The organism is Amycolatopsis saalfeldensis (genome assembly GCF_900110575.1).
Lineage (GTDB): Bacteria > Actinomycetota > Actinomycetes > Mycobacteriales > Pseudonocardiaceae > Amycolatopsis > Amycolatopsis saalfeldensis.
This window is the reverse complement of sequence record NZ_FOEF01000003.1, coordinates 633,968-653,689: the sequence shown is the minus strand read 5'-3', so window position 1 is coordinate 653,689 and position 19,722 is coordinate 633,968. Positions and strand designations below refer to the sequence as shown.

The window sequence follows — 19,722 nt, the reverse complement described above, 5'->3', positions numbered from 1 at the left end:
GTTTCGACCTCCTCGACGGGCCGGTCCGGCGCGCCAACGGCTACACGCAGTACAGCGTCGCCCACCGGACCGCTCGCTCCTCGTTGCCCTGACCGGGCCGCCCTGCTCGGCGCGGCGCCCGATCTCGCCTGAACCACCTCTCCCAACACAAGTGACTTGCGGTTATTGCTCGACTGAGCTAACTTTTGCTCATGCGAGCAAAAACGTTCACCGAGTCGGGCCGCCGGGCCCAGATCGTGACGGCGGCGATCGAGGTGATCGCCGAGGCCGGGTACGCCAAGGCGTCGTTCAGCCGGATCGCGAAGCACGCCGGGCTGTCCAGCACCGGCATGATCAGCTACCACTTCGCCGGCAAGGACGACCTGCTCGCGGCCTGCGTCGCCGAGATCGAGCAGGTCGCCGGGGCGTTCATGAACCCGCGTGTCGACGCCGCGGTCGGGCACGTCGCGCAGCTGCGGGCCTTCGTCGAGGCGAACGTCGCGCTCGTCGGCGAGCACCCGGCCGCGGTGCGGGCGCTGATCGACCTGGTGAAGAACGCCGGCTCGCGAAGTGAGTCCGTCGACGGGCGGCTCGCCCTGTTCGAGGAGCACTTCCGCACGGGGCAGGCCGCGGGTGCCTTCGGCGCCTTCGACGCCCGCACCGCGGCGCTCGCCCTCACTTCCGGCCTCGACGCCGTCGTCGCCACCGCGACCGCCGACGTTCCCGAACCCGCCGAGCTCACGCGCATCGGCCGTGAGCTCGCCGACCTGTACGTGCGGGCGACCGCACCCGTTCCTGAGGGGGAAAAACCATGATGATCGACGAGAAACCCACGGCCGACGCCGGTCTGCGCCGGGTGGTCCGGGCCAACGTGATCGCCGTCGTGTTCGAAGTGGTCGTGCCGATGGTGCTGTTCTACGGGCTGCGCGCCGCGGGCGTGAGCCAGTGGTGGGCGCTGATGTCGGGGGTGCTGGTGGCCGGTCCCTACGTGGTCTGGACCATCTGGCGCAACCGCCGGGTCGACCTCGTCGCGCTGGTCACGCTGAGCGTCCTGGTGCTGTCGGTGGTGCTCGGCCTGCTGTCGGACGACCCGCGCACGCTGGTGATCCGGGAGGGCTGGACGGCGGCGCTCGGCGGCCTGTTCGGCGCGTGGATGCTGGTCACGGTCTTCCTCGGCCGGCCGGCCCAGCTGACCCTGGGCCGCACGATCGCCGAAGTCAAGCGCGGGGCCGAGGGCGCGGCCGCGTGGGCGGGCCGCTGGGACACCGACGCCCGGTTCCGGCGCGGCCTGCGCGTCAACACCGCCGCCTGGGGCGCGGTGCTGCTGGCCGGCGCCGTGGTGCACGTCGTGCTCGTCTACGCGCTGCCGATCGACCTCATCTCCGTGGTCACCACCGTGGTCTGGTTCGCCTCGCTGGCCGGGCTGATCGCCTGGCACGTCTGGTACCTCAAGAAGGAGAACCTCGATGCCTGACGTGCTGGTGGCGGGCGGCGGCCCGACCGGGCTGCTGGCGGCGTTCGAGCTGGAGCGCGCCGGGCTCGACGTGCTGGTGCTGGAGCGCGACGCCCGGCCCGCCACGCAGTCGAAGGCACTCGGCCTGCAGCCGCGATCGGTCGAGGTGCTGGCCGACCGCGGCCTGCTCGCCGCGATCGAGCCGCACGTCGAAGCGCGGCTGCCGGGCGGGCACTTCTCCGGCATCCCGATCGATTACTCCGACCTGCCGACGCCGTTTCCGTTTCAGCTCGGCGTCGAGCAGGCGTACGTGGCGGCGGCGATCGAAGCGCGGCTGCGCACTCCGGTGCGGCGCGACGCGGCCGTCACCGCGGTCGAGCAGGACGCCGACGGGGTCACCGTCACGGCAGGCGGGCACGACTACCGGGCGGGCTGGCTGGTCGCGGCCGACGGCGGGCACAGCACGGTCCGGACGTTGCTGGGCGCCGCGTTTCCCGGTACGCCGGCCCGGTTTTCGCTCCTCGTCGCCGACGTCACGCTCGCGCGCAAACCCGCCGGGCTGGGCGAGGACTGGCAGCTGCCGTCGGCCGGACCGGGGTTCCTGCTGCCGCTTTCGGGCGGGCGCCACCGCGTGGTCGTCGCCGGTGAGGAGCAGCAGCGGCTCGGCCGGGACGCACCCGTCACGGCCGGGGAGCTGCAACGGGCGCTGACCGCCGCGCACGGGCCGGGAATCGAGGTGGGCCAGGTGCTCTGGGCCTCGCGATTCGGTGACGCGGCACGGCAGGTGGAGCGCTACCGCCACGGCCGCGTGCTGTACGCCGGCGACGCCGCGCACGTCCACCTCCCGATCGGCGGCCAGGGGCTCAACCTGGGCCTGCAGGACGCGGTGAACCTCGGCTGGAAGCTGGCCGCGCAGGTCCGCGGGCACGCCCCCGGCGGGCTGCTCGACAGCTACCACGACGAGCGGCACCCGGTCGCCGCGCGGGTCCTGCTCAGCACGCGCGCGCAGGGCGTGCTCGGCATCCCCGACCCGGACGCCATGGCCGTCCGGGAAATCATCACCGGCCTGCTCGCCACCGCGGACGCCCGGCGCGCCACCGCGTTGGAGCTGTCCGGCCTCGGCATCGGCTACCCGGCCACTTTCGGCCGCGCCACCGACGTTCCGGCCTCGCCCGACGGCCGTGCCGTGCTGGTCGGCGCGCCGCTGCCCGAGGGCTGGGCCGACCGCGTCGAGACCCGCGACGGCCCGCGGCCACGGCTCGTCCGCCCGGACGGCTACGTCGCCTGGGCCGGCGGGCCGGGCTTGGACACGGCGCTGGAGCAGTGGTTCGGGCCGCCGGTCGAGTCCTTGGTGGACACTGCCGGGGCTGCCTGACGACAAAATCCCCGATGGACGGAAGACGCGTTTTCCATTGACGCGGTAAATGGTCCAGTCCAGCATCGGGCGCGCCGCTGGAATGGAGCATCGAGCATGCACAGCCGGGGATCCGGCCCACGGAAAGCGCGCCGTAACGTCACAGTTGTCTTGCTGGCCGCCGGTGTTTCCGGCGCGACCAGGTCACCGTTTCCCCTGGGCCGGACGGCGGTGACCGTTACGTCATTCCGGCCGATGCCGCGCCCTATCTCGGCCAGCTGGACCGGTCGTTGTTCGACGTCACGGCGCTCGCGAAGGCCGGTGCCGGAAAGACCGGGAGAATCCCGCTCGAACTGTCCTTCCCCGCCGGCGCTTTCGGGGCCGCGCTGCACCGGCGCATCGCCGAAGACGTCGCGGCCGGGCGCCCGGCGGGCAGCACCGCCCTGCCCGTCACGATCAAGCTGGCCGGAGCGGCCGCGGAACAGCCCGCCCAGCCGGACTATCCACTGCACTTCCTGGAGATCGGCCTCACCGATCTGGCCGGACGCCCGGTCAACGGCAGCGTGAGCCTGGTCGACACGGACTCGGCGGCGAAGCTGGACCGGAGCGTCGAGGTCGACGGCCGCACCCGGATCGCCGTGCCCGCCGGCCACTACGCGGCGTACTCGACGTTCGCCGACCGTGACGCCGGCGGGACCGTGACCGCCACGAGAACCGCTGCGGTGGAAGACTTCACCGTCCCCGGCTCCCCGGTGACCAGCATCCTCACCGTCGACGAGCGGACCGCCACCTCGCTGGTCGAGGTGACCTCGCCGAAGCCCGTCACCGAAGACCTGATCCGGGTGAACGTCTACCGCGAGGACCCGGCCGGCCGCGGGTTCGCCTTCACGATCGCGGGGTACCGCCTCGCCCAGTACGTGACGCCGGTCCCGAAGCCGTCGGCCGGGCGGCTGCGCTACGTCGTGCAATGGGGCGGCGCGGCGCCGAAGCCCGAGGACCGCTACCGCGTCGACCTCTCGTTCGCCGCCGAGGGCATCACCGCCGACCAGTCGTTCTCCACCAAGGAAACGAGCTCGCCACGGTCCGCGACGTGCTGCACGCCGACCCGGCCGACACGATGCCCGTCGCGATCGACAACGGCCCGCTGGACCCGGTGATCCTGGCGCACGGCCTGGGCGGGGTGGGCTTCTACGTCCCGGCGCCCGGCGTGCTCACCGACTGGTCGCGCGGACCGCTGTCGGCCGGGCTCGGGCAGTGGAACGGCAAGCAGCTCTGCGACGCCTGCTCCGCGGGCGGCACGGTCTCACTGGCGATCCCGGCGGTGCGGGACAGCGAGCCGGACCACACCGCGATCCCGCTGTTTTTCGTCCCCCGGACGCACTATTCGCTGTACCGGGACGGCAAGCAGGTGTTCGACCACGACGGCGCCTACGGGGCCGTGGTCGAGGTGCCCACGACCCCGGCGACTTTCCGGGGCGTGCTGGACGTCGACCGGACCGCGATCCCCGGCGTCGGGCAGGCGGGCAAGCTGCGGACCGAGCTGACCGTGAAGTACGACCCGGGCGCGAAACCCGCCCCGCTGCCCGGTCCGCACACCTGCACGGCCGCCGATCCCGCGCAGCAGTGCCGGATCCTCGGCGCGCTCACCGTGGACTACGACCTCACCACCACCTCGGCCGCGCCGGTCCAGGTACTCGGGCTGCACGTCGGCCACGTGGCCTACAGCGGGGCGGGCTCGCGCTCGCCGACGACGGCGGTGACCGTCTCGGTGTCGTTCGACGACGGCGTCACCTGGCAGCCGGCGCCGGTCGCCGGAGCGCTGGGCGAATACGCCGCGGTGTGGCGGAATCCGGCCACGGCGGCGGGGACCTCGCCGTCGCCGAAAGTGACCGCGCGGGACGAGGCCGGCAACGCGATCAGCCAGACGATCACCAACGCCTGCGCCGTCGCGAAGGCCGGAAAATGACTGCGGGGAGCCGAAAGCCGCGCCTGTTCGCCGTGCTGGCTGCCGCTTTCGTGATCACCGCGCTGGTCCCGGCCGGGCCCGCGGGCGCTGAGCCACGGGAAGCCTGCGGCCCCGCCGCCGCAGGCGCCGCAAGGTGTTTCGCCCGAGTGGACAACCGGCCGTCCGACGGGCGCGGCTGCCGGAAACCGGCGGGGCGGGCGAGACCATCGCCATCGTCGACGCCGGGGACTCCCCCACTGCCGAGGCGGATCTGGCCGTATACCGGCAAACCTACGGGCTGACGCCGTGCACCACGGCGAACGGCTGCTTCCGCAAGGTCAACCAGCACGGCGCCGCCGCCCCGCTGCCGCCGGTGAGCGGCACCTGGCCGGTGGAGATCGCGCTCGACCTCGACCTGGCGTCGGCCGCCTGCGGGCAGTGCCGGATCCTGCTGGTCCTGGGCGACGACGCGTCGTTCGACTCACTCGGCACCGCCGTGGACACCGCGGTGGCACTCGGCGCCACCGTGGTGTCCACCAGCTACGGCGCCCCGGAAAGCCGGGTGAGCGGCGATGAAGGGTTCACCGTGCCCAACGCGCCGGCGGTGTACGGGAACGTCGTCGCGGTCGGCGGCACGTCGCTGACCCGGTCCGCCAACGCGCGGGGCTGGACCGAATCGGCCTGGCGGAAGGCGGCCAGCGGCTGCTCGGCCCGGGTGGCGAAACCGGCCTGGCAGGCCGGCCCGAACTGCCCCGGCCGCACCGTCGCCGACGTGTCCGCGGTGGCCGACCCGGAAACCGGCCCGGCCGTCTACGAGACGACGGTCGAGCCGGGCTGGGCGGTGATCGGCGGGACGAGCGCGTCCTCGCGAATGCCGCGTCGCTCAACGACACCGTCGGCGGCAGCAACGCCCAGGGCGAGGAATGCGGCGGCGACTACCTCTGCGCCGCCGTCCCCGGTTACGACGGGCCTACCGGCAACGGCACCCCGGACGGCCTGGCCGCCTTCTGACGCTCACTGCACGAACTCGGCGAACATGCCCGGCTCGTAGGAGCCGGCCGGGGTACGCGTGATGACGTTCATCCGGTTGGCCGCGTTGATCATCGCGACCAGGGAGACCAGCGCGGCGAGCTGGTCGTCGTCGTAGTGCTTGCGGGCTTGGGCCCAGGTCTCGTCCGAAACGCCGTGGTGGGCGTCGGCGATCCTGGTCCCCTCCTCGGCCAGCGCCAGCGCGGCGCGTTCGGCCTCGGTGAACACGGTGGCCTCGCGCCACGCGGCGACCAGGTGGAGCCGCGTCGCGGTTTCGCCCGCGGCCGTGGCGTCCTTGGTGTGCATGTCGGTGCAGAAGCCGCAGCCGTTGATCTGGCTGGCCCGGATCTTGACCAGCTCCTGGGTGGGCTTCGGCAGCGCCGACTGGTCGAGCAGCAGCGCGGCCCCGGCGAACCGCTTGCCGAACTTCATCGCGAACTCGTTGGCGGACATGGGGAATCGGGCTTCCATGACGGTGTCCTCACTCGGGTTTCCATGGTGCGTTTGACGACCATGGGATGCCGGTGCCCCGGCGCTTGTGACAGCACCGGGCAGTGACGCACGCCACAGGCCGCGGGCTGTCACAAAACGGCGGGGCCCGGTGTCCGATGGGGGACCCAGTCGTGCGCAAGAAGGAGCCACCATGACCGCGCCCGCCGAGAGCCCGGACGCCGCCACCGAGGCGTTCCTCGCCCACCGCAACCTGCTGTTCACGGTGGCCTACGAGATGCTCGGCTCGGCCGCCGACGCCGAGGACGTCCTCCAGGAGACCTGGCTGCGGTGGGCGGCGGTGGATCTCGCCGCGGTCGAGCACCCGCGGGCGTACCTGGTCCGGATCACCACCCGCCAGGCGCTCGGCCGGCTGCGGACGCTGGGGCGGCGCAAGGAGTCCTACGTCGGCCCGTGGCTGCCGGAGCCGCTGCTGACCACGGCCGATGTGGCCGAGGACGTCGAACTGGCCGACAGCGTCTCGATGGCGATGCTGCTGGTCCTCGAGACCCTCACCCCGACCGAGCGGGCGGTGTTCGTGCTGCGCGAGGTGTTCGACCTGGGCTACGAGGAGATCGCGGACGCCGTCGGCAAGAACCCGGCCGCGGTCCGCCAGATCGCGCACCGGGCCCGCTCGCACGTCGCCGCGCGCCGGCCGCGTGGCCCAGTCTCCCGGGACGAGACCCGCGACGCGCTCGCCGCGTTCCAGCGCGCGGTCGAAACGGGTGATCTCCAAAGCCTGCTGGACATCCTCGCCCCGGACGTCGTCCTGCTCGGCGACGGCGGCGGGATCGTGCAAGCGGTGCTCAAGCCCCTCGTGGGCGCCGGCCGGGTGGCCCGGGCGCTGACCCGGATCCGGGCCGAGGCCTCGCTGGAGCCGGCCCAGGTCAACGGTCACCCGGCGCTGGTCCTCCGGCTCGGCGGCGAGCTCGACACCGTGCTGGCCGCGCGCATCGACGACGGGCTGATCACCGGGCTGTACGCGGTGCGCAATCCCGAGAAGCTGTCACGGATGGCGCAGGAGACCGCGCTGCGCCGCTGAAACCGTTGCCGCACCGGGGAAAGCCCAGCCGGGTAAGCACGTCGGCAGCGCGAAATCAAGGTCCGATCGGAGGTCGGCCTGACTGTTAGGGTGTCTTTCACCACTGCGCGCTCCAGTTCGTTCACCGTTCACGCCGCGCTCACCCCGGGGAAGGCGGCCGTTCGGTCCGGGCCGGGAATGTCGGGTGGCTGGCCCGATCCCCTGCCCGACCGACCCCAGGACGGAACCCCGTGCCCGAAACCCGCCGGTGGCCGAGCCGCCTCCGCCGCTGCATCGTCGTCGCCACCGGACCCGCGCTGGTCTTCGGAGCCCTGGTCGCGCCGTCGGCCCACGCCGCCCCGGCCGACGACGTCCGCATCAACGAGGTGGTGACGACCGGAGCCGTCAACGACTCCATCGAGCTGTCCAACCAGGGCACCGCCGCCGTCGACGTGTCGGGCTGGATCCTCAAGGACGACAAGGACAGCTCCGAGTACCGGATCGCCGCCGGGACCGAGCTGGCGCCGGGCGGGTTCAAGGCCTTCGACGTGCACGGCCAGTTCGGCCTCGGCTCCGCGGACCAGGCGCGCCTCTACCGCGCGGACGGCAGCACCCTGGTCGACAGCTACAGCTGGACGACGCACTCGAGCCCGTCCTGGTCGCGCTGCCCCGACGGGACCGGCAGCTTCGTCCAGGCCCCGCTGACCCTGGGCGCGGCCAACAGCTGTGGCGGGAGGACGGACCCGACCCCGGCGAAGTGGCCGGGCGGCGGCTCCGTCACGACCGCGGACGGCTCCAACGTCTTCGGCGAGGACCTGAGCGGCCTCTACCAGGAGGGCGGGGTGATGTGGGCGGCGCAGAACTCCGGGAAGATCTGGCGGCTGATCCCCGACGGCTCCGGCGGCTGGAAGCCCGACACCGCCGGCGGCTGGGGCTCCGGCAAGAAGGTCCACTACCCGGACGGCTCCGGCACTCCGGACGACGAGGGCATCACGCTGACCGGCGCCGGTTCTTCGGGCGGCGTCTACACCTCGAACGAGCGCGACGGCGACAACTCCGGCACCAGCCGCCTGTCCGTGCTGCGCTACGACGTGAGCGGCTCGGGCACCGGCCTGTCCGCGGCGAAGGAGTGGGACCTGACCGGCGACCTGCCGCCGGTCGGCGCCAACCTCGGCCTCGAGGGCGTCACCTGGATCCCCGACGCGAGCCTCACTTCCGCCGGGTTCAAGGACTCCTCGACCGGCGCGGCCTACGACCCCGGCCACTACGCCGCGCACACGGGCGGCGTGTTCTTCGTCGGCGTGGAGGGCACCGGCACGGTTTACGGTTACGTGCTGCAGGATTCGGGCGCCTTCACCCGCGTCGCGACGATCAGCAGCGGGATGTCCGGGGTGATGGAGCTGCAGTGGGAGCCGCAGGCCTCGCGCCTGTGGGTCGTCTGCGACGACACCTGCGCCGGCCAGCACCGGACCATGCGGGTCGACGCCTCGGGCGCGTTCGCCACCACCGCGGTCTACCAGCGCCCGAGCGGGATGCCCGACTACAACAACGAGGGCTTCTCCTTGGCGGCCGCCGCGGAGTGCTCCGGCGGCACCAAGCCCGTGTACTGGTCCGACGACAGCAACGACGGCGGTCACGCTCTGAGGAAGGGCAGCATCAGCTGCTGACCTCCGGCCGGGGCCGCCGGGTCCTGTGCGATGCTCGTCCGGTGCCAGTGGTGTGGGTGACCGGCAGCTCCGGGACCGGCAAGTCGACGGTGTGCGCGTTCCTCAAGAGCCGGGGCGAGCCGGCGTTCGACGCCGACTGGGACGGCTACAACCACTGGGTGGACCGGACCACCGGGCAGGCCGTGGCCGACCCTCCCGACCCGGTGCCGGCCGGCTGGCTCGACCGCTTCGGCTGGCAGATCAGCCGCGCGAAGGTCGAGGCGCTCGTGGCCGGGATGCGCGGCCGGACCGCGTTCCTCTGTGGATTGGCCGAGAACGAAGCCGAGGTGCGGGACCTGTTCGACCTCGTCGTCTGCCTGATGGTGGACAACCGGACGCTGCGGGACCGGCTGCTGGCCCGCACGACGAACTCCTTCGGCAAGCACCCGGAGGAACTGGCCGCGGCACTCGAGTACAACGACCGCGCGAAGTCCGCCTACCGGCGCCTCGGCGCGACGATCGTCGACGGCACCCGGCCCCCGGCCGAGGTGACCGACGCGGTCCTGGCCGCCACAGCCCGCTGAGCTGCGCCGGAGACAGTCCTTTTCGGACACACCCCGCCCGGCCCCGTTCGCCTCGGCCCGGCCACCGATGTCGGCGCCGTCACACCCGCCTCCCCTTGCCCTGCCTCTTCGTACCGGCACCGCTGCCCGTCCGTTTCCGCCATTCGGCCTAGTGATCCACCGCGTGATCCACAACCGGCTCCCGGCGCGCAGGCCCAGCCCCCCATGAGGCCCTGGTTCGTGGTAAAAAACTGACCCGATCGGTTCCGCGGCCACACCGACTTCGTTCGCCGTCTGTCACTCAGGAGCTTGTGAACCCCGTGTCGAAAAAAGACGACAAAGAAGAGCCCGACAGGCCGTACGACAAGTCGATCCGCAAGCGGCTGACCAGGACCGTCCTGATCCCCAGCGTCACCCTGCTGGTGCTCTGGATCGCGGTGTCGTCGTACTTCTTCGTCAACGGCCTGTACGTGCGCCTGGTCGCCGTGTCGGTTCGCGATGTGTCGATCCCCGCGGTCACCGCGCTGTCGGCGCTCCAGCAGGAGCGCCAGGCCGCGCTCCAGTTCCTCGACAGCCCGGGCACCGGGGCCGACCAGCTGCAACAGCAGCGCGCCAGCACCGACGACAAGCTCAAGGGCTTGCAGGACGCCTTCGCTTCGACGATCTCCAGCGCGCCCGACGCGATCGCGGCCAAGGTCACCGCGCTGAAGGGCCAGCTCGACCAGCTGCCGGTGCTGCGTTCGCAGGTCGGCTTCCGCAGCATCGACCGCGCGCAGGTCAACAGCTTCTACAACGGCGTGCTCGACTCGGCGGCGGACCTGTTCGACACCCAAGCGCGCGTCGTCCCCGACGCCACGGCCGTGCAGGGCGCGATCGGCGCGACCTCGCTGTTCCGCACGAGCGACCTGATGTCGAGGGAAACCTCGCTGGTGTCCACGGCGCTGGCGAGCGGCTCCTTCGGCCCGGACGAATTCGTGCAGTTCACGCGGCTGTCCGGCTTCTATCGCACGCAGCTCAGCCAGATCGCGCCGTTCCTCGAGCCGCAGGTGCGCGAGAACTACCAGGCGCTGATCTCGAGCCCCGGCTGGAAGCAGCTGACCGACGCGGAAGCCGCCATCGTCAAGCACGGCCCGTGGACCTCGGGCCAGCAGGACACCGTGCCGGTCTCCGAGGCCGACTGGCGCACGCTCACCGGCCAGGTCTCCGGCGGCCTCAACGCCTTGACGATCGCCCAGGCGGACAAGGTTTCCGCCGCCGCGATCGACTCGGGCGACGCCCAGCTGCGCAACGCGATCATCGGCAGCATCGTCGCGCTGCTCGCTTCGCTGGCGGCGATCATCGTCGCGGTGCGAGTGTCCCGCTCGCTCGTCGACCGCGCGCTGATGACCCGCCTCGCGCGGCTGCGTGACGACTCGCTCGACCTCGCGCGCCACCGCCTGCCGGGCATCGTGTCCCGGCTGAAGAACGGCGATCCGGTCAACGTGGCCGAGGAACTGCCCCGGCTGGACCACGGCCGGGACGAGATCGGGCAGGTGGCCGAGGCGTTCAACCTCGCCCAGCTGACCGCGGTCAACGCCGCGGCGAGCGAGGCCAAGGCCCGCAGCGGCGTGCACAACGTGTTCCTCGGCATCGCGCACCGCAACCAGGTGCTGGTCCACCAGCAGCTGCAGATCCTCGACGAGCTGGAGCGCCGCGAGGAGAACTCGACCCAGCTGGCGTCGCTGTTCCAGCTCGACCACCTCGCCGCCCGGGCGCGGCGCACCACCGAGAACCTGATCATCCTCGGCGGCAAGCAGCCCGGCCGCCGCTGGCGCAAGCCGGTGCCGCTGCTGGAAGTCCTGCGCGCCGCGGTCTCGGAGACCGAGCAGTACGCGCGGGTCCAGGTCGAGCAGGTCGCCGACGTCGCGATCACCGGCGCCGCCGTGGCCGACACCGTCCACCTCGTCGCCGAGCTGGTGGACAACGCGACTTCCTTCTCCCCGCCCGGCTCCCCGGTCGAGGTGACCAGCCGCACGGTCGCCCGCGGCGTGGTGGTCGACGTGTCGGACCAGGGGCTCGGTATGAAGGAAGGCGTGCGGCAGTGGGCGAACGGGATGATGGCCGAGGCGCCGGAATTCGATGCCATGGCCCTGCGCGCCGACTCCAGCCTCGGCCTGTTCGTGGTCGCCCGGCTGGCGGCGAAGCTCGGCATCACCGTCACCTTCGACCCGTCCCGCTACGGCGGCCTCCGCGCCACCGTGCTCATCCCGGCCCAGCACCTCGCCGGTGAGCCGCGGCCGGGCGAGGCGGACGACACCGGGTCCGTCCCGCCGGAGGACACCGCGGTCTTCGCGCCGGTGGGCGCGCCCCCGCTTCGCGGAGAGGAGAGCGCGCGGCCCGCGATGGACACGTCCAGCTCGTTCACCGGTCAGATTCCGATGCGGCGGGAGGCCCACACCCCGATGAGCCGAGACGTGGAGCCGAGGCCGTACCCGGCCCGGTCCCTGGCCCAGCTCGACCCGGCGCCCGTCGCCGAGCCCGGCCCGCCACCGGCCGCTGCGCCCCCGGTGCCCGCTGTCGAAACGAAAGCCGAGCCCACGCGGGCGGACGACCGGCCGCGGCTGCCGCGGCGGGAACCACAGCAGAACCTCGTCACCCAGCTGGAAGACGAGCCGGAGGACGACGCCGCACGCGAAGTGGCCCCGGGTGAAGGCACCGCGCGCACGCTCGCGGCCTTCCACAAGGGCACCCGCCGGGCCCGCGACGGGGCCGACGATTCCTAGCCTGAGACCATCCGCCCAGTCCACACAGGAAAGTCAAGGTTTCTCCGAGTATGAACGAGTACGGGAACGCGAAACCCGATCTCAACTGGCTGCTCGACGACGTGGTGCACCGCGTCGTCGGCGCGCAGAACGCCATCGTGCTGTCCGCCGACGGCCTGCTGCTGGGCAAGTCGGCCGGCATGAGCAAGGACGACTCGGACCAGCTCTCGGCCATCGCGTCGAGCCTGCAGAGCCTGGCCAAGGGGGTGAGCAGGCAGTTCCACCGCGGCCAGGTGCTGCAGAACATGATCGAGATGGAGCGCGGTTACCTGTTCGTCTCGGCCGCGGGCCAGGGCGCCTGCCTCGCGGTGCTGGCGGCCGACAGCGTGGACGTCGAGATGATCGCCTACGAGATGAACCGCCTGGTCAACCGCGTCGGGGACTACCTCGCGTCCGCGCCGCGCGACGCCGCACGCCTGTTACGGGAGGCCACATGAGCGGGGACGACAGCTGGTACGACGAGGCCGCCGGGCCGCTCGTGCGGCCCTACACGATCACCAGCGGCCGCACGCCCGGCGAGGCCGCGCGGCTCGACCTGGCGACGCAGGTGATGACCCTGCGGACCGAGCAGGAGCCCACCGGGCTGGGCCCGGAGCACCGGGCGATCGTGCAGCTGTGCCGCCGCCCGGTGTCCGTGGCCGAGATCGGCGTCTACGTGAAAGTCCCGCTCGGGGTGGTGCGGGTGCTGTGCGGCGACCTGATCGAACGCGGCCTCGTGATCACCCGCTCCCCCAGCCCTTCTCCGGCGAGCGCGCCGGACCTCGAAACTCTCCAGGCGGTTCTCGATGGCCTTCTCAAGTACTGACGGATCCGGGGCGGACCTGGTCCCGGCCCCGGTCAAGATCATCGTCGCCGGCGGGTTCGGCGCCGGGAAGACCACGCTGGTCGGCTCGGTCAGCGAGATCCCGCCGCTGACCACCGAGGAGGTGCTGACCGAGGCCGGTACCGAGGTGGACGACCTGTCCGGCGTGGAGCGGAAGAAGACCACCACGGTCGCGCTCGACTTCGGCCGGATCACGCTCTCGCGGCGGCACGTGCTGTACCTGTTCGGCACCCCGGGCCAGGCGCGCTTCTGGTTCATGTGGAACGACCTGGCCCGCGGCGCGATCGGCACCGTCGTGCTCGTGGACACCCGCCGCCTCGAGACCAGCTTCGCCGCGGTCGACTTCTTCGAGCGCCGCAAGATCCCGTTTGTCGTCGCGGTGAACTGCTTCGACGACGCGCCGCGGTACGACGCCGCGGAGATCCGCGAAGCACTGGTCGTCCCGGACCGGGTGCCGATCGTCATGTGTGACGCGCGCGACCGCGAGTCCAGCAAACTGGCCTTGATCCGGCTGGTCAAGCACGCGATGAGCATGGCGCCGGCGCCGGCCTGACGTCCGGCGCGGCCCGGTGCCTGTCCTCTGTGGACAGGCACCGGGGTCAGGACACCGGGGCCATCCTCAGGTTGAAGTGGCGCAGGATCTTCGGCGCGTCGACGATGCGGTAGCCCGGCACCCGGTCCGGGTTCTTCGCGATGTCGCCGAGGACCTCGGCCACGTACTCGTAGTGGCCCTGGGAGTACACCCGGCGCGGCAAGGCGATGCGGACGAGCTCGAACGGCGCCGGGGTCACCAGCTCGTTGTTCTCGTCGAGGGTGCCGAGGTAGAGCGAACCCAGCTCCACACAACGGATCCCGCCCTCGAGGTACAGCTCGCACGCGAGCGAGTGGCCCGGGAAGCGGCTCGCCGGCAGGTGCGGCAGCAGGCGCCCGGCGTTGAGGTAGAGGGCGTGGATCCCCGGCGGCTGCACGATGTCGACGCCGGCGTCGTTCGCGGCCTGCGCCAGCCTCGCGGCCTCGTCGGCGCGCGCCTCGAGGTAGTGCGGGTCCAGCACCTCGTGCAGGCCCTTCGCCACGCGGTCGAGGTCGTGGGCGCCCAGGCCGCCGTAGGTCCGGAAGCCCTCGGTGGCGATCAGGTTCGTCTCGCACCGCTGGGCGAGCTCCGGATCGGTCAGGCCGATGAACGCGCCCATCGGCGAGATGCCGTCCTTCTTCAGGCTCGCCACGGCGCCGTCGACGAGCCCGAACGCCTCCTCGGCCACCGCACGGGGTGTCTTGCCCGCGTAGCCCTCCTCACGCTGCACCACGAGCCAGGCGTTCTCCGCGAACCGCGCGGCGTCGAGGAAGATCGGCACCCCGTGGGCCCGCGCCAGCCGGCTCGCGGCCGCCAGGTTGGCCATCGACACCGGCTGGCCACCGCCGCCGTTGTTGGTGATCGTGACGAGGACCATGCCGACGCGGTCCGCCTCCGGCCCGGTGAGCAGCTGCTCCAGCCGGTCGAGGTTGATGTTGCCCTTGAACGGTTCCAGGCTGTCGAGGTCGCCGAACTCCGCGCACGGCAGGTCGCGGGCTTCGGCGCCGAGCAGTTCGACATTGGCGCGCGTGGTGTCGAAGTGCGTGTTGCTCACCGAGATCTGGCCGGCGCGCAAGACGCTGGTGAACAGCACGCGCTCGGCCGCGCGGCCCTGGTGCACCGGCAGGATGTGCGGGTAGTGCGTGAGCTCGCTCAACGCCTCGCGGAACCGGAAGAACGAGTCGGAGCCGGCATAAGAGCGGTCCGCGGCGGCGGCCGCCGCCTCCTGCGCCGTGGAGACCGCCCCGGTCCCCGAGTCCGTGAGCAGGTCGATCGTGACCATCCGGGCCGGCAGGTTGAACGCGTTGTACCCCGCGGCCGCGAGCGCGCGCTCACGCTCGGCCCGCGTGGTCACCGGGATCTCGGCGACGACCTGGGCTCGATACGGTGGGAAGCTCCGCATGTGTTTCCTCCACTACAAAAGGCGATCGTCAGAAATTACCGCGGTCACGAAAACAGGCCGAGCACCGGTCGCTTGTGGGGAGGCATGACCCGATAAGCTTCGGAGGACAGATAAACGGTGATTCCCGAGCCGAATTCACCCATTCTCAGCGCGACGTGCGAGATCAGCCCGACACCGTCGTGCAGCGGCCGCCGCGACACCGCTGCCAGGGCTTTGTCCATTCTTGTCCGGTCGAAGCCGTACTGCGCGAGAACGGCGTGCACGCGGGCGCGGGCCACATCGTCGTCGGGCACATAGCTGCGAATGGGAAGATAGACGCTGTAGTTGGCCGGCCGTTCCCCGGAGCCTTCCACGAAAGAATAACTGGAGACCAGCGGCCGGCCGTCGAACGGGCCTTTCCGGCCACCCAGCACGGCGAGGAATTCGCGGATCAGCAGCGGGTCGGTGCCGGCCACCAGCTCCGCCGCGCGTTCGGCGTCCGCCGAGTCCGCGGCGTCGTGCGACACGTACACCTTCACCCGCGAGAGCGGGTCGTCGTCGAGGTCGAGCGCGAAGAACGAGAAGTTGTCCCGCTCGCCGCGGCCCAGCGCGTGCTCGATCATGGGATCGAACGCCCCCGCGATGTTCAACCGGCGCAACCCCTCGCTGACCAGGGAATCGGCCATCGTCGGGCCGCTGATCTGCGGGTTGAGGTAGACCTTGATCTTCGGTTCGCGGCCCGGCCGGAAGATCAGCGAATACCACAGCGTGAACGGGCCCTGCCGCTCCTCGTGCGGCAGGAAGAGGTCGGCGACGGCGTCGAGCCGGTCGGTGACCAGCCCGTACTCGCCGGCGACGCGGTCGAGGAACTCCCGCGGGGACCCGGCCCCGACCGTCTCCCCGAGGACCCGCACCACACATTCACCGGTGGCGTCGAATGCCACCGAGAACTCAATGGGAGATGTGTCGTCCGCCACATTCGAGAGGAAAGACGGCCGCTCCGAAATGCTCTTATCCCCGTGGCGGCCCAGCAATCCCCGGAGAAGATCCAGGTGACGGCCCCGGGCATCGTCGAAACCGACCATTCGGCAAAGCCGGTCGAGTTGTCCGCTGGTATGGGTGAACATTGACAAATCAGCCATCGACACACTCACTTCGACCATGGCGCAGCATTCACCGTTCATTCGTGCGTTCGGTCCAACCGCGCCGTCCCTTTGGCGGACGGACAAGAGAACCGTCGAACACGATAGCCGGACAAATGCTGCACCGCTAGCTCTGCCGGGTGATCCGGACTCCAGCAGTGCCTGAATACGCTCGTGGTTCGAAGAGTTCACCTGAACACCGTCTCGACACAGCGAGGCGCTCCTGGTAGCGGCGAGACAAGGGAGCAGCGGTGCACCCCACCTGCGTGGAGGGCACCGCTGCTCCCGAGGGACGGCGACTGCCGGTGACTCAGCCGACGGCGGCCGCGAACACGTGCATCGCGGAGTTCGACGGCAGGGTGAACGCGGTGACCTCCTTGCCGGGGGTCAGCGGGACCGTCGCGGCGAAGACGCGGTACGGCACCGTCGGGTAGGCCGGGCCCGCCGGGGTGTTCTTGCCCAGCACGCTCGCCACCGTGGTCGCGCCGCCGGCGTCGGCGCAGCACCAGTTCGGGAAGGACACGTCGGCCTGCCCGGTGCTGCCGTCCGCGTAGTGGACGACCACCGCACCCTTCGCGGTGCCCGTGCCGGTGCCGGCCAGCACCAGCTTGCTCCCGCTGCCCGTCGCGGCGATCGTCTGGCCGGCCGCGACCACGTTGTCCGGCTTGCCCGTGCCCGCGTCCGGCCAGGTCAGCGCCACGCCGTCCGCGGTGAACTGCGCACCGGGGCTCAGCCCGGCCTGGGCCAGCCCGTCGGCGCGGAAGCTGCTCCCGCCGCCGTCGAGGTTCCCGGCGGCCAGGTGCGCGGCATCGGTCACGCCGACGTTCCCCGCGGCCTCGGCCACAGAGGCGTGCGGCACCGTCACCGTCGCGGAATCCGTGACCTGGTGCGGAATCAGCCGCGCGCGGTAGCTCGCCGAAGCGGTGAGCTGGTAGTCGTCCGGTTTCAGCCCGGCCGACGGGGTCAGCGTCACCGGCACCGTGACCTTCTGGCCCGGCCACACCAGGCCGCCGGGCACCCGTCCGACGTCGGCGCGCAGCCCGGCCGGGGCCTGCACCGAGAGCGCGACGTCGCCGACCGGCAGCGGGGTGCCGTTGGTGAAGCTCACCGACGCCTTCGCGGGCGTGCCCGGGGCGAGGAAGCCGGGCGCGGCCAGCGCGACCACCCCGTTCTGGTCCGCGGGGAAGACCCCGCCGACCGCGCTCGTCCCGAGCAGCCGGACGTCCTGCCGGTCACCGGCCGCGATCGGCGCGGTCTTCACCCGCACCACGGAGCCGTCGTAGAACCAGCCGCTGGCCGCCTGGTCCAGCTCGGCGCGGGTGCCGTACTGGCGCAGCAGCCCGTTCCCGGCCTGGACGACCGCCGGTTTCGATCCCGTGTGGACGGTCAGCTGGTACTTCCGCGAGGCCGGCTTCCCGTCGTACGAGCCGGTGCTCGCCCCGATCCCGACGGTCACCGTGCCGGGACCCGACTTCGGCGCGTCCACGGTGAACCGCTGGGTGGCCTGAGCGCCCTGCTGGTTCGCCCGCGTGACCCCGTCGTCCTCGGTCAGGGTGAACCCGCCCTGGCTCTGCGGGTACACGTCCAGGTCCAATTCGGACTTGTTCCGCGTCTGCCACGAGGTCGTGCCCTCCGGCCACATCGGCACGACGGCACCGCCCCGGACGAACAGCGGCAGCTTGTCCAGCGGCGCGTCGTAATTGTCCACAGTGGTCGGACCGGTGTAGGTCTTCCCGCTCCAGTAGTCGACCCAGGTGCCCTTCGGCAGGTAGATCCCGTTGCGCACGTTGGAGTTCTCGTACACCGGCGCGACCAGGAAGTCGGTGCCGGAGAGGAACTCGTACTTCGCCTTGTCCGTCCAGACGTTCGGGTCGTCCGGGTACTCCAGCGCGAGCGGGCGCACCTGGCCGACGCCGGTCTTGTTGGCCTGCACCGAATAGCTGTACGTGTACGGCAGCAGCCGCTCCTTGAGCAGCAGGTACTGGCGGTTGATGGAGGTGTAGGGCTCCCCCTGCTGCCATGGCTGCTTGTCGGACGAGGCCCAGCCGTCCATGGTCATCGCGACCGGCAGGAAGGTCTTCCACTGCAGGTCGCGGACGTAGGTCTGCGGGCTGCCGCCGAAGATGCCGTCGATGTCGCCGGTGCTGTAGGCGATGCCCGAGGTGGTGGCCCCGGCGTAGGTCGGGATCTGCCAGCGGATGTAGTCGTAGGAACCGGACTGGTCCCCGCTCCACAGCACGCCGCAGCGCTGCGCCCCGGCCCAGCTGACCGGCTGCCAGACGAAGCCGCGCGCGTCGCTGTTGGCCTCGATGCCCTGGTGCGCGGTGTCGCACGCGTCCAGCGCGAACTGGTACCCGGGGCCGACCCAGGCGACGTCGAGCTTGCGCACCCGCACGCCGGCCTTGACCTCGTCACCCTGGTTCGGCAGGCCGTTCTCGGTCCACAGGCCCAGCTGCATGTTGTCCTTGCGCAGGCCCTCGCCGGTCTGCGGCAGGTTCTCGTACCCGCAGCCGTAGCCGTCGTTGACGAGCATCCAGCCGTTCGGCATGCCGTGCTGGGCATAGCCGTCGGCGACCTTCAGCGCGTCGAGGGTGTGGCGTTCGCCGCGGTTGGCGTTGTGCAGGTAGCAGTCGGAGTCACCGGTCTCGAGGCCGTAGATCGGTGGCACAAAAGGCTTGCCGACGAGGTCGGTGTAGCCGGAGATGACGTCCTTGAGGCTGTCCCCCACCACGTACGTGGCGTCGAAGCGGCGCTCGTCCTGCGTGGTCTTCACCGGGTCGGTGAACGAGTACGAGCCCGGCGAGAAGGTGTTGCGCAGCACGCCGTAACCCGCCGTGGAAGCGTAGAACGGCTGGGAGTTCGGGGCGCCGCCGTCGTTCCAGTTGTCGTCGGCGAAGATCTTGATGGTCTGGTCGCGGTGGCTGAACCGGCCGTTCTGCTCCCCGCCGCCGACGAACTGCTCGGCGGCGCCGCGCAGGAGCGTCTGCGTGGTCGTGGTCCCGGTCCACGAAAGCGGCTCCGCCTCTTCCCACCGGCGCTGGGTGTCCGCGCCGTCGTAGAGGGCGAAACGCAACGGGCTCTTGTACGCGCGCAGGGTCGCCTTCGGCGTGGAAATGGCCCAGTAGGCGCCTTTGTCGACCTCGCGCGGTGTCACGCCGGGGCCGCGCGGCAGGACGATCTTGCTGCCCGCCGGGTCGGCGAAGGTGCCGTCCGGGGCGAGCCAGACGCGGACCGCGGCCGCGTCCGGGAAGCTCACGCGCACGGCGGCGGCGCCCGAATTCAGCGTGACCACCGGCCCGTCCGCGGAAATACCGGTGAGGGCGCCCAGCTGCCCGGACGGCGGGGACGGGTCGGCGGACGCGGCCGCCGGCGCCAGCCCCAGCACGGCTACTGCAACCAGCACACCTAGCTTCTGCGCAACTCTGCTCATTATTGGCACCTTTCACGCATGAACGCGCATGATGTGCTCTGTATAGCCGACGGCATCGCGCTTGTCAGCGTCCGTACCGGTTAATCCCTACTTCC

The 19,722-nt window shown here is 71.4% G+C and carries 17 protein-coding genes; 13 read left to right on the top strand and 4 right to left on the bottom strand.

Going from position 1 to position 19,722, the window contains the following annotated elements; translation table 11 throughout:
- The first annotated feature begins 191 nt into the window (after positions 1-191).
- The 6 genes from BMY97_RS10620 (at position 192) to BMY97_RS10595 (ending at position 5,782) form a co-directional block, all read left to right on the top strand.
- On the top strand, positions 192-794 hold the full coding sequence (locus BMY97_RS10620; protein WP_177231264.1) for a TetR/AcrR family transcriptional regulator: 603 nt from the start codon (positions 192-194) through the stop codon (positions 792-794).
- Positions 791-1,453 (top strand): VC0807 family protein, encoded by a 663-nt coding sequence (locus BMY97_RS10615; protein ID WP_091616073.1) that lies wholly within the window; start codon positions 791-793, stop codon positions 1,451-1,453. The genes BMY97_RS10620 and BMY97_RS10615 overlap by 4 nt, the downstream gene beginning before the upstream one ends.
- Positions 1,446-2,807: an FAD-dependent oxidoreductase gene (locus BMY97_RS10610; protein WP_091616070.1), complete on the top strand. Its 1,362-nt coding sequence runs from the start codon at positions 1,446-1,448 to the stop codon at positions 2,805-2,807. Before BMY97_RS10615 ends, BMY97_RS10610 begins: the two co-directional genes overlap by 8 nt.
- A gap of 269 nt (positions 2,808-3,076) precedes the next feature.
- The gene (locus BMY97_RS10605; RefSeq protein WP_091616068.1) at positions 3,077-3,943 is read left to right on the top strand and encodes a hypothetical protein; all 867 of its coding nucleotides are present in this window, start codon (positions 3,077-3,079) and stop codon (positions 3,941-3,943) included.
- Positions 3,877-4,752, top strand: a complete 876-nt coding sequence (locus tag BMY97_RS10600; protein ID WP_091616065.1) for a molybdopterin-binding protein — start codon at positions 3,877-3,879, stop codon at positions 4,750-4,752. Before BMY97_RS10605 ends, BMY97_RS10600 begins: the two co-directional genes overlap by 67 nt.
- A gap of 133 nt (positions 4,753-4,885) precedes the next feature.
- Complete coding sequence (locus tag BMY97_RS10595) at positions 4,886-5,782, top strand: S8/S53 family peptidase (RefSeq protein WP_091616062.1); 897 nt, start codon at positions 4,886-4,888, stop codon at positions 5,780-5,782.
- Here BMY97_RS10595 and BMY97_RS10590 read toward each other — a convergent pair.
- Positions 5,746-6,231 carry a carboxymuconolactone decarboxylase family protein gene (locus tag BMY97_RS10590; protein ID WP_091616060.1) on the bottom strand — a complete coding sequence of 162 codons (486 nt, stop codon included), beginning with the start codon at positions 6,229-6,231 and terminating at the stop codon, positions 5,746-5,748. The genes BMY97_RS10595 and BMY97_RS10590 overlap by 37 nt on opposite strands.
- 172 nt (positions 6,232-6,403) lie before the next feature.
- On the opposite strand from BMY97_RS10590, the gene BMY97_RS10585 reads away from it, so the two are divergent.
- The 7 genes from BMY97_RS10585 (at position 6,404) to BMY97_RS10555 (ending at position 13,656) form a co-directional block, all read left to right on the top strand.
- Positions 6,404-7,291: an RNA polymerase sigma-70 factor gene (locus BMY97_RS10585; RefSeq protein ID WP_091616057.1), complete on the top strand. Its 888-nt coding sequence runs from the start codon at positions 6,404-6,406 to the stop codon at positions 7,289-7,291.
- A 230-nt stretch (positions 7,292-7,521) separates the two neighbouring features.
- Positions 7,522-8,937: a lamin tail domain-containing protein gene (locus BMY97_RS10580; RefSeq protein ID WP_091616055.1), complete on the top strand. Its 1,416-nt coding sequence runs from the start codon at positions 7,522-7,524 to the stop codon at positions 8,935-8,937.
- Positions 8,938-8,978: 41 nt separating this feature from the next.
- Entirely contained in the window at positions 8,979-9,500 is a 522-nt protein-coding gene (locus BMY97_RS10575; protein ID WP_143086174.1) for an AAA family ATPase, read from the top strand.
- 299 nt (positions 9,501-9,799) lie between these two features.
- Positions 9,800-12,241, top strand: coding sequence for a sensor histidine kinase (locus BMY97_RS10570; protein WP_091616333.1), 2,442 nt, complete (start codon positions 9,800-9,802; stop codon positions 12,239-12,241).
- A 50-nt stretch (positions 12,242-12,291) separates the two neighbouring features.
- Complete coding sequence (locus BMY97_RS10565; RefSeq protein WP_091616049.1) at positions 12,292-12,717, top strand: roadblock/LC7 domain-containing protein; 426 nt, start codon at positions 12,292-12,294, stop codon at positions 12,715-12,717.
- A complete protein-coding gene (locus BMY97_RS10560; RefSeq protein ID WP_091616047.1) occupies positions 12,714-13,085 on the top strand; it encodes a DUF742 domain-containing protein in 372 nt (123 codons plus the stop codon). Before BMY97_RS10565 ends, BMY97_RS10560 begins: the two co-directional genes overlap by 4 nt.
- Entirely contained in the window at positions 13,066-13,656 is a 591-nt protein-coding gene (locus BMY97_RS10555) for a GTP-binding protein (protein ID WP_177231263.1), read from the top strand. The genes BMY97_RS10560 and BMY97_RS10555 overlap by 20 nt, the downstream gene beginning before the upstream one ends.
- Positions 13,657-13,702: 46 nt before the next feature.
- Here the strand turns inward: BMY97_RS10555 and BMY97_RS10550 are convergent, their stop codons facing one another.
- The 3 genes from BMY97_RS10550 to BMY97_RS10540 form a co-directional block, all read right to left on the bottom strand.
- Positions 13,703-15,076: a tryptophanase gene (locus BMY97_RS10550; RefSeq protein WP_091616044.1), complete on the bottom strand. Its 1,374-nt coding sequence runs from the start codon at positions 15,074-15,076 to the stop codon at positions 13,703-13,705.
- A gap of 44 nt (positions 15,077-15,120) precedes the next feature.
- Positions 15,121-16,218, bottom strand: a complete 1,098-nt coding sequence (locus BMY97_RS10545; protein ID WP_245787249.1) for a tryptophan dimethylallyltransferase family protein — start codon at positions 16,216-16,218, stop codon at positions 15,121-15,123.
- Positions 16,219-16,507: 289 nt separating this feature from the next.
- Complete coding sequence (locus BMY97_RS10540) at positions 16,508-19,627, bottom strand: TIM-barrel domain-containing protein (RefSeq protein ID WP_091616041.1); 3,120 nt, start codon at positions 19,625-19,627, stop codon at positions 16,508-16,510.
- Between the last annotated feature and the right edge of the window lie 95 nt (positions 19,628-19,722).

Bases quoted from the DNA above. Each gene is read 5' to 3' on its own strand.
- BMY97_RS10620 (WP_177231264.1), top strand. From the start codon at position 192: ATGCGAGCAAAAACGTTCACCGAGTCGGGCCGCCGGGCCCAGATCGTG.
- BMY97_RS10615 (WP_091616073.1), top strand. From the start codon at position 791: ATGATGATCGACGAGAAACCCACGGCCGACGCCGGTCTGCGCCGGGTG.
- BMY97_RS10610 (WP_091616070.1), top strand. From the start codon at position 1,446: ATGCCTGACGTGCTGGTGGCGGGCGGCGGCCCGACCGGGCTGCTGGCG.
- BMY97_RS10590 (WP_091616060.1), bottom strand. From the start codon at position 6,231: ATGGAAGCCCGATTCCCCATGTCCGCCAACGAGTTCGCGATGAAGTTC.
- BMY97_RS10585 (WP_091616057.1), top strand. From the start codon at position 6,404: ATGACCGCGCCCGCCGAGAGCCCGGACGCCGCCACCGAGGCGTTCCTC.
- BMY97_RS10565 (WP_091616049.1), top strand. From the start codon at position 12,292: ATGAACGAGTACGGGAACGCGAAACCCGATCTCAACTGGCTGCTCGAC.
- BMY97_RS10560 (WP_091616047.1), top strand. From the start codon at position 12,714: ATGAGCGGGGACGACAGCTGGTACGACGAGGCCGCCGGGCCGCTCGTG.
- BMY97_RS10555 (WP_177231263.1), top strand. From the start codon at position 13,066: ATGGCCTTCTCAAGTACTGACGGATCCGGGGCGGACCTGGTCCCGGCC.
- BMY97_RS10550 (WP_091616044.1), bottom strand. From the start codon at position 15,076: ATGCGGAGCTTCCCACCGTATCGAGCCCAGGTCGTCGCCGAGATCCCG.
- BMY97_RS10545 (WP_245787249.1), bottom strand. From the start codon at position 16,218: ATGGTCGAAGTGAGTGTGTCGATGGCTGATTTGTCAATGTTCACCCAT.
- BMY97_RS10540 (WP_091616041.1), bottom strand. From the start codon at position 19,627: ATGAGCAGAGTTGCGCAGAAGCTAGGTGTGCTGGTTGCAGTAGCCGTG.